Genomic DNA, 15,765 nt, shown 5'->3' on the forward strand with positions numbered 1-15,765 from the left:
GTATTGTTCCAGTATTTTGTATTTTGCCGGGTATCTGCTAATCAAAGAGCGAAAACCATGTCTAACTCTCCTAGTCAACATCCTCGTCCGGCAAATTCTGGGATTCAGCGCCTATTATTCATGATATTTAGCCGTGGTGGACTGGCTATAGGTGCTTTGTTGCTGCTGGGAATTATTGCTGGTATTTGGCGATTAAGGAATTTTGTTTACCAGGAGTTAGTACCATTAGCAAGCCAAAGTCTCACTACTACTCTTAACCGTCCAGTAAAACTGGGAGCAGTTAAGTCGTTTTCCCTGACTGGGGTAAAATTTGCCGCTTCAGAAATTCCCCCTACAGCTACGGATCCAGATCGGGCGAGTATCAAAGCAGTAGATGTAGGATTTGATATTTGGAAGTTAGTTACTAACCGCAATCTTCGATTAGATGTAACTTTAATTAATCCCGATGTTTATGTTGAACAGGATCGTCAAGGGAGTTGGTTAACGACTACTATCGCCCCAGCTACGGGTGAGGGATTGATTAAAACTGATTTGGATAAGTTGCGGTTTCGGGATGCTAATTTGGTATTAGTTCCAAAAGTCCGTGAGGGGGAGAAAAATTCTTTACGAGTTCCTGTAGAATTTTCAGGCATTAATGGGACGGCTCAACTCTTAAATAAAAATAAACTAATTAAATTAGAATTGGCTGGGAAGGCAGTAAGTGGGGGTGATATTTCCATTGTTGGAGATTTGATTCCTCAGAAAACTTTAGCTGGAGATTTTCGACTAAAGGCACAAAATCTTCTCGCCGCAGATATTACCCGGATTGTAACTTTACCACTGGCTTTACAAACTGGGAGAGTGAATGGTGATTTGCAAATTAAGGTAGTACCCCGGCAAAAAACCTTAATATACGGTAATGCTGCCATGGAAGGGGTGACGGTGCAAATCCCTAAAATCCCCCAATTATTCAATAATAGTCAGGGGAATCTCAGTTTTGACGGACTGATCATTAAATTAGATAATATAGTTACCAACTACGGACAAATCCCTGTTACAGCATCGGGTATTATTGATCAGCAAGCAGGATTTAATTTAAAAGCCCGTGTGAATGCGGTAAGTTTAGCCAATGCCCAAGCAACTCTGAAGGTAAAGTTACCAGTTCCCGTGAGTGGAATAGCTGAAGCTGATTTGCAGATATTGGGAGGAATTGCTCAACCAGTGCTATCGGGTAATGTTAGTACCCGGAAAACTGCCCGAATTGATAAAGTTGATTTTCAGAAAGTTAGTAGTAAATTTGAGCTAATCAGTAGTAAATCTCTCCTGAGAATTACGGATATTCAAGGGCAAACTATTTATGGTGGTGAGGTTAAAGGTGCGGGAATAATTAAACTTGGTAAAGTATCCGCACTGAATTTTCAACTCCGCGCCGAAAATATGCCGGGGGATGCCATCGCTCAAGCATATAATATCAAAATGGGATTCCCCATTGGCAAAATGACAGCCACCGCAGAGGTAAAAGGTGTGGCTGATGATACCCGTACTGTAGTTAAATGGCAAGCACCCCAAGCCAAATACCCAGCGACAGGGGTAGCTATTATTAATCCCGACCGGACAGTTTCTTTCCGTGATACAGTTGCCAGTGTGGGTGGTGGTGTAGTTAGGGGTAGTGGTAGTTATCGTCATGATAATGGGCGTTGGCAAGCTTTAGCCCAAGCTGACAGGATTAAATTAACATCTTTTGTTGATGAGAAACAACAGGAAAATATTTCTTTAGCTGGGGCAGAATTTAACGGTGATTTGCGGTTATCAGGCAATTCTTCACCATTTCAAATAGAGACAATTATTCCTAACAATGCCAATGTCAACATTGCTGGTGGTAAAGTTAATATTTCTCAAATCAATTTACAAAACAAAAACTTTACAGCCCTATTGGTAGGCAAAGATTTACGTTTAGGAACAATATTAAAACGAGCTAACCCGGTTTTAAATAATCCCCTGGCAGGTAATTTCATGATTGCCGGTAATCAGGAAAATTTCAGCCTCAAAACCTTTTCAGGAATTGGTGAAGCCTTTCTATCTGTGGGTAGGGGGACAATTAAAGCTGCGAATATTCAGGTTGCTGAGGGTCGCTATCAGGCGAAAATTCAAGCTGATAATGTACCTTTGACAAAGTTAGCATCTGTACCAACTCAATTACAAGGAAATATAGTTGGTGAGTTGCAGGTAAATGGTTCGCTAGAGTCATTTCAACCGGAAACTATTCAAGGTTTGGGTGAAGGTAGGTTAAAACTTTCCAGTGGTATAGTTACAGCTTCTTATATTCAACTTAATCAGGGAAGCTATCAAGCATTGTTGGCTACTTCTGGTTTGGAATTGCGTCCTTTTAATGAGCAGTTACAAGGACAGTTGGGAGGAAAGTTACAAGTATCAGGAACTTTAGATTCTACTAAATTAGCAGATGTGGCTGCTGTTGGTCAGGTGCGATTTAGTCGCGGTTTACAAGGAATGGATTTACCTATTCAAGCTGATATTGGTTGGAATGGAGAAAAGCTGACTATTGATAGTTCTAATAACGCAAAATTTCAAGCGAAAGGTTATTTATTAGCTAATGCTAAAAAAGCAGGTATCCCAGAAATTACTAATGTCAATCTGAATGTCCAAACCAAAAATTATAGTCTTCAACAATTGCCAATTAAACTCCCTAATACTGGAGATATTGCTGGTAATCTAGATTTTAATGGACAGTTAACCGGAAAACCTACCGCACTTAATATTATAGGTAAGTTGGGGTTACGGGATTTCAAAGTTCAGGAATTTGCTTTTGAACCGTTGTTAACTGGTAATGTTAATTCTATATCAGGACAGGGTTTAAGTTTAGATGTTAGAGGCAAAAGTGAACGCATAGCAGTTAATTTAGATAGTAAAAATCGCCCCAAATCATTTTTAGTGCAGTGGCAACAAGCATTATTATCAGGTGTAGCAACGGGAGTTAACTGGGCAGTAAATGTGACTAATTTCCCCTTACAAGCTGTAAATATAGCTTTACCTGCGAATACTCCTTTAAGTCCAGGAGGAGTGACAGGATTATTAACTGGAAATTTGCAATTTAATTCGCAGACATTAGCCACAGCCGGAAATATAGCCGTTGACAAACCAGAAATTGGCCGCATTAAAGGCGATCGCTTTACTACTCAATTCCGTTACAATCATGATACAGCCACCCTCATGAATAGTGAATTCCTCAAGGGTGAAAGTAGATATACCGGGAATGCAAGCATCAAACAAGCAACAAAAAAACCCCAACTACAAGCAAACATCAATATTGATAAAGGTAATATTCAAGACGTTCTTAATGCGGCTCAAATTTTTGATATTCAAGACTTGCAACGGGGTTTAAAAGCACCTATTTATGGTACATCTGCGGATTTAACCACCAACTCCCAAGGATTACCGACAGAGTCCCTATTCACCCAAATTCAACGGTTATCGGAAATTGATTCCCTCCTGACTACCCAAGAACAACAACGAGCTAATGCTAATCCTATACCAGATTTAAGAGACTTAAAGGGAATTTTTAATGGTGATATTGCTATTAATACTGCCACAAACAACGAACCAACGATAACATTTAACCTGCAAGGACAAAATTTTATTTGGGGTAAACCAACAGAACCCAGCCGTTTTTATCGTGCAGAAGAAATTCTAGCCAAAGGTAGTTTTGAACAAGGAATTTTGCGTTTACAACCTTTACGGTTTCAATCTCAAGATAAGCTAATTGCCTTTACAGGTAACATTGGGGGTAAGCAACAATCGGGTCAATTAAAAATCGAAAACTTTTTGATTGAAAGATTGAATAATTTAGTCAAACTCCCAGTGGGAATTACAGGTAAACTGAATCTGACAGCAGCCATAGCTGGTAGTATTAGCAATCCTCAAACTACAGGAGAATTAAATATTACAGAAGGAAAAATTGATCAAAAATCAGTAGAATCAGCTACTGCTAGTTTCAGTTATGCTAATGGACGTTTGAACTTTGGTAGCAACGTCTTAGGAGTGGGAGATGAACCTGCAAAGATTAATGCTAGTATTCCCTATCAATTACCCTTTGCTTCTCAAAAATCAGACAGTGATCAAATTACTTTAGATGTTAAAGTCAAAAATGAAGGGTTAGCACTTTTAAATCTCTTTACTAATGAAATAGCTTTTGAAAATGGACAAGGAGAATTAAATTTAAAAGTTGCGGGAACTAAAGAACAACCAGAGGTTGTAGGTATTGCTTCTTTAAATAATGCTACTTTTAGCGCCCAAGCCTTACCAGGAAAGTTGACAAATGTGACTGGTAGTGCCAAGTTCGATTTAAATCGTGTGTTTGTAGAAAGTCTTGAAGGTAGATTTAGTGATGGTAAAGTTGAGGCTGTTGGTGAATTGCCAATTTTTAGTCAAGATATTCAAATAGATCAGCCTCTGACTGTTAATTTAGAACAATTGGCTTTGAATCTTAAGGGATTATATCAAGGAGGTGCTAGTGGTAATTTAGAAATTACTGGCTCTCTTCTTAAACCAATAATTGGCGGTAATATTGAATTATTTGATGGTCAAGTATTGTTAGCAGAATCTACAAATGGTAATTCATCAAATACTAAAATTGGCAATCCCGATAAAACAGATATAGAAAATAAAATTACCAGGTTAAATAAGTTAGAATTAAAATTAGGTAAAAATGTCCAAATTGCCAGACCACCAGTTTTTAAATTTCAAGCTACTGGGGATTTAATTGTTAATGGTTCTGTCGCTGAACCCATACCAGAAGGAACTATCAAGTTAACTAAAGGTGGAGTGAATTTGTTCACGACTCAATTAAATTTAGCACGAAATTATCAACACACTGCTACTTTTAGCTCCCGTGAACCCCGTGATCCTAACTTGGATATTCGGCTATTTACAAAGATTCTCGATATAACTCAAAATAGTGATATTAGCAGACAAGGTTCTACAGGTTTAGCAGGGTTAGAAACAGTCCGAGTCGAAGCAAGTATTAATGGTTTAGCTAGTCAAATCAATGAGAATTTACAACTAAAAAGCATTCCTTCCCGTTCAGAAACCCAAATTGTCACTTTGTTAGGAGGTGGATTTGTTGATACTCAAGGACGTGGTGACAGTACCCTGGGTTTAATTAATATTGCTGGTTCGGCTGTTTTTAGTAATTTTCAAGGTGCATTTAATCAAATTGGTGATGCTTTTGGTTTAAGTGAACTGCGGATATTTCCCACTATTCTTTCTGAAAGACCAGAAGCAGGGAGAAATAACTCATCTTTAGAATTAGCTTTAGAAGCAGGAATTGATATTTCTCCAAAATTTTCTATTTCTACTATCAAGATTTTGACAGCGGGTGATCCTTTACAGTTGGGGATTAATTACCGGATAAATAATGAATTTCGTCTGCGTTCTTCTACTAATTTCACTGATGATAGTCGCGCTGTACTTGAGTTTGAACGGAGATTTTGAAGAAGTCAGGAGTCAGGAGTCAGGAGTCAGGAGTCAGGAGTTTAGAAAGAAGAAGGAGTTTGGTAATCATAATTTTTATTACCAATTACCAATCACCAATCACCAATCACCAATCACCAATCACCAATCACCAATTACCAATTACCAATCACCAATCACCAATTACCTTACAAATAATATCTAACAGTTGTGACAATGCGACTTTTTTTCGCTCGTAAAGCATTCTTCAAAAACAAAGTGGTTTGGAGAGACAAGCCAAGAGCGCCACTACCTGCTGCCACTAAAACTAGTAAAATCTCTTCCGTTGCATAAGCTACAGAGGAAAGAGCATCAGAAGAAAGCACCGCTAAAGCCGCGCCATTACTCAATCGCTCTTCGCTATGGGCACTAGTTGGTAAGGATTTACCGAGGAAAAATTGCTTAATCTGGGGGTAGAAGGACATAAAGAGTCCACCTGACAATTGTATTTATTTTTACTCAGTTGAGAATAAACTCAAATCTAAGGTTTATAGAATATAGCAATTTTGGCAGCTTTGTTACAAATTAAAATATTGACGGCGAATATATTCGCCGTTGGCACTTACATCCTAGGATAGTGATAAAACAAAAGACAAAAATAAACTTTCAACTCAGTCATCTGCTACCACCTGATCAATCCTCGTGATCATCAAAGGGATCATCTAATTCCTGGCTCGGTGGTCCAAAAGATGTGTAAATTGCCATACCAGTAATAGCAACTAGTGCCGAACAAAAGCAAATTCCAAGCACCGTAGCGGGTTCTAAGTCCATAAATTTAGATACATATTATCAAAGCTATGTTTATAGAATATTACAAAATTTAACTTAAAAAACATTTCCATAATTATCGAATTCAGACAAACTAGCCAAGCAATGGTATTCTAGTGAAAATTGAACCATAAGCATCAAAGTAGTACTGCAGTATTAGTTCAGGAAAAATAGTGTATTTTTGTAAATGTAGCGAAAACCTCCATCAATATAGCTAAACAAAGATCACAAACTGCGATAATTTAAGAAAAGCTTTTGGATTAATCCGCGTACCGTGAGACAAACGGGAACTTATCCGCCAACGGATAAAAGCTTGGGTAATTATTCGTGAAAATTACACGAGTAAGCACGAACTGTTAAACCTGTGATTAGTCCAATCTAAAACAGGTAAGTTCAATCCAAGAATCCCCAGCCCAAACAGGCTGAGGAATGTCTAAAAAAATTAAAAAAGCTTTGGCAACTGATCTTAGGTGAACTATGGCACAACGGACTAGGTTGGGAGATATTCTCAGACCCTTAAATGCTGAGTATGGTAAAGTATCTCCAGGTTGGGGAACAACACCTTTAATGGGTGGGTTTATGGGTTTATTTCTGGTATTTCTGTTAATTATCCTCCAAGTTTATAACAAGTCACTGTTAATTCAGGATGTCCTTGTTGATTGGCGCAGTTTAGGCGGCTAATAGCTATCCAGCTATCATGACAATTAGCTTTTACCCGGCTTGTCCGGGTTTTTTTATTATTCAGAAAAAACGCCGGAAAATAGCGATAAAATTAGCCTATATAACAGTTGCTGTGTCAGTTTTAAGTCTATAAGTCTACAGGAGAGCAAAATGAATATATTTGGCATCGGTTTACCCGAAATGGGTGTAATTATGGTAGTAGCATTATTAATCTTTGGCCCGAAAAAGTTACCAGAAATTGGGCGCAGTCTAGGGAAAACCATTCGCAGTTTTCAAGAAGCTTCTAATGAATTTCAGAATGAGTTTAAGCGGGAAGCCGAACAATTGAAAGAAACCGTACAAACAACCGCTGAACTAGAAAATAAACACATTGAAGCTGGAAAACACCAGCAGGAAAATATACAAGGATGAAGGATGAATTAGTCAAACAACCGCCATTGGTGATTCCCCAGCTAATTGTCGGACTGGGAAACCCAGAACCTAAATATGATCAAACTCGCCACAATATTGGTTTTGCAGCCATAGATACCCTAGCCAGGGCTTGGCAAATTTCTCTAGCTGAAAATCGCAAATTTCAAGGAGAGTTTGGTGAAGGGACTGCACCAGGTAGCGGTAAAATTCGCTTACTTAAACCCTTAACCTACATGAATCGCTCAGGACAATCCATACAGGCTGTAACCAATTGGTACAAATTACCGCCTGAATCAGTATTAGTCATTTATGATGATTTGGATTTACCCTTGGGCAAAACTCGCTTACGTCTATCTGGTTCTGCCGGTGGACATAACGGCATGAAAAGCATTATTTCCCACCTGAGTACCCAAAACTTTCCCCGGTTACGAATTGGGATAGGTAAACCGAAAGGTGCCATAGATGGGGATAATTCTCATACTGTCTCTCATGTTTTAGGACGATTTTCTGCCACTGAAAACAAAGTCATGTCTCAAGTTTTAGGCTTTGTGGTTGAGTGCGTAGAATTTAGTTTCAAACAGGGCGTAGAAAAAGCGATGAATCGTTGTAATACCCAGAATTTTGAAGGTGTTGAGTCTTAACTGAACTTATTTTATATTCATGGGCAAAGATTCATCCCCATTGCTCTTAATTTGTCAATAACAGGACAAAAAGCGGGCGATGGGACTCGAACCCACGACGTTCACCATGGGAAGATGACATTCTACCACTGAATTACACCCGCATATATCGGCTATTATACCATAACTGAGTAAATATTCAACTTCCAGTAGAAACAGCCGTGATCAAGAATTGCGAATTATCCATCACTAATCGGGTTAGTCAGGTTAAATTGGTCAAAACTAAAGAAAATCATGTAAGCTGGGGACATAACTGTTAATCAGTTATTGATATTGATTTTCCTAAAGTGTCAGCCAAAAACCTGAATATATTAAACATATAGTTTTGAGAATCCCGTATGTTCAATACCACTGAAATTATAATTGATGCTTTCGTCAGTCAAGTTCGAGAAGGATACCGACGCACCTATGGTGGCTTAAACACCAATTATCAAGACATCATTGCCTGGGCTGGTAATATGGCCTTGGAAAATATCGCCAACAGTGATGCTCTCTACCATAACGTTGAACATTCTGTTTTGGTGACGCTGGTGGGACAAGAAATTTTGCGAGGTAAACAAATCCGCGAAGGTGGTGTTTCCTGCGAAGATTGGCTTCATTGCATTATCTCCCTCCTCTGTCATGATATTGGTTATGTCAAGGGAGTTTGTCGCCAAGATCAAGAAGCTGAAGGTTTATATGCTACTGGTCAAGATGGTGGCATGGTTTCACTTCCCTTTGGGGCTTCTGATGCTAGTCTAACTCCCTATCATGTAGACAGAGCTAAACAGTTTATTGATGAACGTTTTGGTGGTCATCCTCTGATTGATGCAGAAGTCATTAAGAGTAATATTGAATTAACTAGATTCCCTGTACCTGCGGTAGATGATCATCACGATTCCCAAAATTTTGCTGGTTTAGTCCGTGCTGCTGATTTAATTGGTCAACTTAGTGACCCCCGTTATTTAAGAAAAATCACCAGTTTATACTATGAGTTTGAAGAAACAGGGGTAACTAAAGTTTTAGGATATCAAAATCCTGGAGATCTACGCAAAAACTACGCCAAGTTTTATTGGAATAGCGTTTATCCCTATATTACAGATGGCTTGCGTTATCTCTCTTTAACTCAGCAAGGTAAACAAGTTATCGCCAATCTTTACTCGAATGTGTTTGTGATTGAACATGAAAAATCGCAACGAGAACCACAGTATTTTGCTGAACAATTCAAGTCTTAATTATTTAGCAAAGCTAATTTTTTGGCTTTGCTGTTTCTTACTTAGTCATGAAAAATATACGTGATTTAGTCGTTCCAGCTACTTCCAGATCCTTTGAATTCTTGTTAGCTTAAAAGGATGTTAATTAATGCTCAACTTTTACTACAATTTCAACGCTGTCAGCGACGACCTTTTTTAGACGTTCATGGTGATTACCTGCAACGAGAAATTCCTAATGAGTTAGTGCTGAAGGTACAACAGGATAAAATTGCTCATCATCAGCGAATAGTCAAAAAGTTAAGTTACTATGAACCTGATTATCCTTCAGGCAATTGGCAAGCAGGAGCAGCAGCTACCCTAGAATTGATGCAGCAAGGAGTTAATTACATTCGTCGTGGTGTGCTATTAACTACTTATGGTGAAAAATATACCTTGCTGAGTCGTCCAGATTTACTTGTCAAACAGCCAGGAAAATCCCGTTTTGGTAATTGGAACTATGTCCCAGTCAATATTGAATTGGGTAAACGTCCTAAACAAGAATATCAAGTAGTTATTGCTTTTCATGCCCAAGTTTTAGCCACAGTTCAGGATGTGATTCTGAGTAAAGCTGGACTGATATTGCGAGATAAAGATAAAACCTATGTGGTGGATTTAGATAAATGGACACCACAAATGTTAGATATTTTACATGAATACACCCAAGTAATTGAGTCAGCAGCACCACCAGAAATTTTTATTTCTCGGCAAAAATGTAATCTTTGTCCTTGGTATAATTACTGTTATGCGAAAGCGAGATCCCAGGAACACCTTTCTCTGTTGCCAGGGGTAACACCAATTCGCTACACTCAACTGCAAAATCTAGCTATTACCACATTAGAAGCACTTGCTCAGACCCATGCCAGCACTTTAGAAAACTTGACAGGATTTGACAGTAATGTGGCGGCTAAATTAGTTGTTCAAGCCCAATCTGTATTCACCAAACAACCTTTAATTCTTCCTAATCCCTGTTCTCCAGAATATCTGACTTTTACAGCCCCTATTGAACTTTATTTTGATATTGAAGCCCAGCCAGATTTAAATTTAAATTATCTTTTAGGTGTTTTAGTGGTGGATAGAGTTACCAACACCGAACAATTTTATTCTTTTTTAGCCGAAACACCAGAGGCAGAACCATTAATTTGGCAGCAATTTCTGAATTTAGTGGATCAATATCCCCAAGCACCAATTTATCATTTTTGTGCTTATGAAGTAGATACCGTTAAACGCCTTGCTAAACTTTACCGCACACCACACTCCCACATTCAGCCCGTACTAAATCGGTTTATAGACATATATGAACAATTAATTCAAAGTGTAGCCTTACCAATAGACAGTTATGCCTTAAAAGCTATTGCCCGTTGGCTAGGATTTGCATGGCGTGATCAAGAAGCCAATGGTGCTAAATGTATTTATTGGTATGATAAATGGTTAGAAACAGGCGATCGCACCTTATTAAAAATTATTCAAGACTACAACGAAGATGATTGTCGCGCCACTCGTACCGTCAAAGATTGGCTAGTCAACTTTTTTATAAGTGCATAATATATTCATAAAACTCCTGACTCCTACTATAATATGCTCCGTCTCCCAAAACCTCGCAAACTATCCCTAATCCTTCTCTTCACTATTCCACTAATTCTCATTAGTTTCTTTTTTAGTAATTTCGCTTCTGCCTCTTTCATCATCAGTAGTGTAGAGTTTATTGGACAAGCTACTTTACCGACCGGCTTATCTTTCCAAAAAACTGAAGTTGGTGGTTTATCGGGAATTACTTATGATGCCAGAAATAACCTATACTACGCAATTTCCGATGATAGAGGGCAAAAAGCACCTGCACGTTTTTACACATTATCAATTGATCTGAGCCAAGGTAAATTAACCAATAACGGTGTTATTCCCGTAGGTGTAACCAACTTATTAAATACAGATAATCAACCTTTTTTACCTAATACCACTGATACAGAAGGGATAGCCCTCACCAATCAAGATACCATATTTGTTGCTTCTGAAGGTGATGTAGACAAACTCATCAACCCCTTTATTAAAGAATTTGCTTTGGCTTCTGGACAAACAATTAGCACCCTACCCATACCAGATAAATTTTTACCAGATCCCCAAAAGCAAAAAGGTATCCGCAATAACTTAGCCTTTGAAAGTCTCACCATTACACCCAATCAGAAATTCCTATTTACAGCCAGCGAAAACGCCCTAATTCAAGATGGTACAGCAGCTAAATCCGGTGTTGGTACTTCTTGCCGTATTTTGCAATATAACCTCTTCACCAAACAGCCAGAACAGGAATTTCTCTACCAAACACAACCAATCACACCGTTGTTTAATCCTACTGGTAAATTTGCCAGCGGCTTACCCGATTTACTAGCCCTCGATAATGAAGGACACTTTCTCAGTATAGAAAGAAGTTTTACAGGTTTGGGATTTACAGTTTTTTTATTTCAGGTTTCCTTAGACAAAGCTACCGACATTCATAGCCTGGAAAGCATTGTAAAAATTAATACTGACAGCATCAAGCCAGTAGAGAAAAAACTCCTCTTAGATTTACGAACTTTAGATGTATCATTAGATAATATTGAGGGATTGACCTTGGGCGCAAAACTACCCGACGGACAACCATCACTGATTCTCATCAGCGATAATAATTTCAATGGGTTACAACAGACCCAAATTCTAGCCTTTAAACTGAAAATTGAATCACCGATGACTAGATTATTACGCCGATTGAGAATACCGAACGTTCAATAATTATCAAGATTTTCCTATTACCGCATATTCACGTATATAATATATACATCTATTTTCCTTGCAGTCTGCTCCCATATAATCATCAATAGGCAACAGTCACAACAACTAAAAATAATGTGGCATTATGTTGTCTTCATTTTAGCCTGTCAGTAATTATAAATGTGATATCAATCTTAGATTTAAAATCTCATCAAAATTATTGAAGTTGATGGATTTTTATAAACTTGATACCGACAACTTTGTGAAAATATTCAGAAGCAAATATACTAACACTTTTTAGTAGCTAAAATCAATTTAAAATATGAATAACAAAACACCTAAATCAGACATTTTTATTGACAAGCTATTAAATAACCGCTATTTAATCAAATATTTACTCGGACAAGGGGGCATGGGAAAAGTTTACCTAGCCGAAGATGTTTCTAAAGGATGTATGCTAGTAGCCGTGAAAATTCTCACCTTGCGTCTTACTAATCAGCAGGTAGCAGAACGGTTTGGGAGAGAAATTTTTGTATCGGCTCAACTGGGTAAGAAAAGTAAAAATATTGTCCGCTTATTAAGCTATGGTGTAACTGAGAATAAAGTTCCCTTTTATGTAATGGAATATCTCAGAGGTAGACCATTAAACGTAATTATTAAAAAAAATTATTTAAATCTGCCAATATTTTTAGAAATTTGTCAACAAATCTGTTTAGGACTGCATTTTGCTCATCAAGGTGTTCACCTCAAAGGGAAAATTTATCCTATAGTTCATAGAGATATAAAACCAGAAAATATATTTATTAATGAAACCGGACAAAAATCAGAGATGGTGAAAATTCTCGATTTTGGGATTGCTAAATTTTTAACAGAAACTGGGGGAATGACACTAACAGAATCTTTTGTGGGTAGTTTACCTTACTCATCTCCAGAACACATGGAAGGACAAAAACACATAGATGCCCGTTCTGATATTTATAGCTTGGGACTGTTAATGTTTGAAATGCTGACGGGGAAACATCCCTTCCATAATACCAGTAAATCTTTTGGTACTTGGTATCACCTCCATCATTTTCAAAACCCTCCAACTTTTACAGAGGTAAATCCCCAAGTTGAAGTTCCCGATAAATTACAAAAATTAGTCATCAGTTGTTTAGCTAAAAATCCAAATAAAAGACCTCAGAACGTTAAAGAAATATTATCTAATTTAGAAGAGATTAAAACACAAATAGATAAAAAAAATCATCTATTAGTTAATTCTAAAACGACTGATAGTCAGGAATTTATGCCCACACCAGCAGTAGAATTAATCCTGGTTACAGCCATTACTGAAAAAGAATGTGTGCAAAAAAAATGGCCTAAAAGTAAACCAGTTGCACTAATTGGATTTCCTCATCTTTTATATACACAACAAGGTTTTATCCCAACTTTTTGGGCTATGCTACCCCAGCAAGAAATTGATAAATTCATTAACAATAAACATCATACTGAGTTGATTAGCCAAATGCAGATATATCCAATGGTATTATGGATAACAATGCTATATGATGAAAAATCTTCTCTGACTAGATGGTTATCCCACTATTTAGATATAAAAAATGAATTCGGGCAAAAAATTATCAAATCTTTAGAAAGAGTAGGTTATTATCATCTACTATTTTTTAGCGTGGAAAACCCAAATCATCAACCCAAAGTCATGACTTTGACTTTAAGTGCTATACAACGTCAATATTTGACTGACTGTATAAACGTAAATTATGTAGAAAATATCAATATTTCACCCCAGCAAGCTAAAAATTTACTTAAAATTGACTATGAAAAAGTTAAATTACAAATAGCAGAGAATTTAAATCGAGACGAACAAAAAATTACAGGTTGTGCAAAATCATGGATAGCTAAGATATTTGATAGTTTCTTAAGAAAAAATTCAGCGATAAATCGTGATCATTCAGAGTCAATAACCCCACCATGAAGAAGATAAGCTAGTCAGAAAGCAAATCTTAAGGTTAGGACTCGTACCCACAAAAGATTAATGCGGATACGCACTTCTAAATCGTCATGCTATGCCTACAGCACACTACGTGAACGCTATCGGACACATTCCTTGGCTATTTATTGAGTCGTTGGATGAAATTTGTTTTAGTTCTGACTCCTGACTGCTAAATTTTGTAATATTTACCTATATCTAGAGGTTATCGAAGTGAATAATAGCCCATACCTATCTCCACAAAATCAGGAGTTGGTGGCCAACCGTTATCAAATCAAAACATTAATTGACAGGGGTAGCATGGGTGAGGTGTTTCTAGCAGAAGATATGTTGCTAGGAGGAACACCAGTTGCCATTAAGTTTTTATCTCAAACTGTTACTGATCCTCAAATACAAGAAAGCTTTAACCGAGAAGCTCTCCTTAGTGCAGCTTTAAGTCAAAAAAGTATTCATATTGTCCGTGCTTATGATTATGGTGTAACTAATAATGGCAACCCATATTATGTCATGGAATATTTATCTGGACAGAGTTTAAAGGAATTAATTCCCCTGCCGATCCCAATGTTTCTGAATCTATCACGTCAAATTTGTTTAGGCTTAAAATGCGCTCATCAAGGTGTGAATATTGACGGAAAAGTTCATCCCTTAGTTCATAGAGATATTAAGCCAGCTAACATTATTGTCACCCCTGACCCCATATTAGGTAAATTAGCCAAAATATTGGATTTTGGGATTGCTAAATTCCTCAATAATACAGGAGTCATTACTGCTAGCCAAGGATTTCATGGGACTTTACCATACTGTTCTCCTGAACAATTAGAAGGAGGAAATTTAGATAGTCGCTCAGATATTTATAGTTTGGGAGTGATGATGTTTGAAATGTTGACAGGGCAAAAACCTTGGCAACCAGAAACAGATGGCTTTGGAGCTTGGTATCGAGTGCATTTATTTGAACCACCAAAACATATATCTGATATTAATCCCCATCTCCAAATTCCCCAGCAGCTAAATGATTTAATTATGAATTGTTTAGCAAAAAAGCCAGAGCAGCGTCCCCAAAATATGGCAAAAATTCTCCAAGTTTTGGAGAATATAGAACAATCTACTGACCAGATATCTTTAGCTTCAGGTCTTAGGAATACTGTATCATCAAAACAAAGAATCATCCCTGATCAACAGTTCATTTGGCCTGAAAGTAAACCAATTCAAGAAATTGTTTTTCCACAGCTAATCACTGAAGAAAAAGTACATAAAGCTTCTTTGTGGTTAATGTTGCCTCAATCAGAAATTCAAAATTATGCCTATACTACCCGTTACACTCGATTTATTTTTATTACACATCCCCATCCAATGTTGTTATGGATAACACTACTTTACGACCGTGACCTGACTCCTAAGTGGCTACCATGCTATTTAGATATGAAAAATTCCCAAAATCTAAAATTGATGTGGACATTGGCGGAAACTGAGTGCTATTCCTTGCTGTTCTTTGCCTTAGAACCCCCCCATCACTGCACTAATATTTTCAGTCTCAGCATTTCTCCCCCACAAACACAAAACCTCAAAAGTTGGGTGCAACAAAGTCTGAAATTAACAGACTCTAACCAAACCCTAATTAGTAAAAACTGGTTGAAGCAGCAATACAAGGAGATACAATTAAAAATATTAAAACATCTAGAAGCGTAAATTTTCTCATGTAAGTAGCAACTGAAATTGAGGAAGCAGATACTTTTTCCTAATTATCCTGTTCCTAATTCCCCTC

Annotated in this window: 11 protein-coding genes and 1 tRNA gene; 9 read left to right on the top strand and 3 right to left on the bottom strand. The window is 37.4% G+C overall.

Features of this window, described 5'->3' with window-relative positions; genetic code table 11:
• The first annotated feature begins 57 nt into the window (after positions 1–57).
• Positions 58–5,487, top strand: a complete 5,430-nt coding sequence (locus FJR11_RS04195; protein ID WP_168502465.1) for a translocation/assembly module TamB — start codon at positions 58–60, stop codon at positions 5,485–5,487.
• A 167-nt stretch (positions 5,488–5,654) separates the two neighbouring features.
• Here the strand turns inward: FJR11_RS04195 and FJR11_RS04200 are convergent, their stop codons facing one another.
• Positions 5,655–5,930 carry a hypothetical protein gene (locus FJR11_RS04200; RefSeq protein WP_254444679.1) on the bottom strand — a complete coding sequence of 92 codons (276 nt, stop codon included), beginning with the start codon at positions 5,928–5,930 and terminating at the stop codon, positions 5,655–5,657.
• A 208-nt stretch (positions 5,931–6,138) separates the two neighbouring features.
• A complete protein-coding gene (gene psbN, locus FJR11_RS04205) occupies positions 6,139–6,276 on the bottom strand; it encodes a photosystem II reaction center protein PsbN (protein ID WP_168502466.1) in 138 nt (45 codons plus the stop codon).
• Positions 6,277–6,750: 474 nt separating this feature from the next.
• On the opposite strand from psbN, the gene psbH reads away from it, so the two are divergent.
• The 3 genes from psbH to pth all read left to right on the top strand — a co-directional run bounded on the left by psbH (position 6,751) and on the right by pth (position 8,006).
• Positions 6,751–6,954, top strand: a complete 204-nt coding sequence (gene psbH, locus FJR11_RS04210) for a photosystem II reaction center phosphoprotein PsbH (RefSeq protein ID WP_168502467.1) — start codon at positions 6,751–6,753, stop codon at positions 6,952–6,954.
• Positions 6,955–7,104: 150 nt separating this feature from the next.
• Positions 7,105–7,365, top strand: a complete 261-nt coding sequence (locus FJR11_RS04215; RefSeq protein ID WP_168502468.1) for a TatA/E family twin arginine-targeting protein translocase — start codon at positions 7,105–7,107, stop codon at positions 7,363–7,365.
• Positions 7,362–8,006 (top strand): aminoacyl-tRNA hydrolase, encoded by a 645-nt coding sequence (gene pth, locus FJR11_RS04220; RefSeq protein WP_168502469.1) that lies wholly within the window; start codon positions 7,362–7,364, stop codon positions 8,004–8,006. The genes FJR11_RS04215 and pth overlap by 4 nt, the downstream gene beginning before the upstream one ends.
• Positions 8,007–8,077: 71 nt before the next feature.
• Here the strand turns inward: pth and FJR11_RS04225 are convergent.
• A tRNA-Gly gene (locus FJR11_RS04225) sits at positions 8,078–8,149 on the bottom strand.
• 234 nt (positions 8,150–8,383) lie between these two features.
• Between FJR11_RS04225 and FJR11_RS04230 the strand changes: the two genes are divergently transcribed.
• The 5 genes from FJR11_RS04230 (at position 8,384) to FJR11_RS04250 (ending at position 15,689) form a co-directional block, all read left to right on the top strand.
• A complete protein-coding gene (locus FJR11_RS04230) occupies positions 8,384–9,259 on the top strand; it encodes an Npun_R2479 family HD domain-containing metalloprotein (protein ID WP_168502470.1) in 876 nt (291 codons plus the stop codon).
• Positions 9,260–9,376: 117 nt separating this feature from the next.
• A complete protein-coding gene (locus FJR11_RS04235) occupies positions 9,377–10,819 on the top strand; it encodes a TM0106 family RecB-like putative nuclease (RefSeq protein ID WP_168502471.1) in 1,443 nt (480 codons plus the stop codon).
• A 33-nt stretch (positions 10,820–10,852) separates the two neighbouring features.
• Positions 10,853–12,037 carry an esterase-like activity of phytase family protein gene (locus FJR11_RS04240; RefSeq protein ID WP_168502472.1) on the top strand — a complete coding sequence of 395 codons (1,185 nt, stop codon included), beginning with the start codon at positions 10,853–10,855 and terminating at the stop codon, positions 12,035–12,037.
• Positions 12,038–12,338: 301 nt separating this feature from the next.
• Positions 12,339–13,988: a serine/threonine-protein kinase gene (locus FJR11_RS04245; RefSeq protein WP_168502473.1), complete on the top strand. Its 1,650-nt coding sequence runs from the start codon at positions 12,339–12,341 to the stop codon at positions 13,986–13,988.
• Between the two features lie 228 nt (positions 13,989–14,216).
• A complete protein-coding gene (locus tag FJR11_RS04250) occupies positions 14,217–15,689 on the top strand; it encodes a serine/threonine-protein kinase (protein ID WP_168502474.1) in 1,473 nt (490 codons plus the stop codon).
• The last annotated feature ends 76 nt before the right edge of the window (positions 15,690–15,765 follow it).

Origin of the sequence: Anabaena sp. UHCC 0187, from assembly GCF_009712035.1 — a bacterium.
In the GTDB taxonomy this organism is placed as follows: Bacteria; Cyanobacteriota; Cyanobacteriia; order Cyanobacteriales; family Nostocaceae; genus Dolichospermum.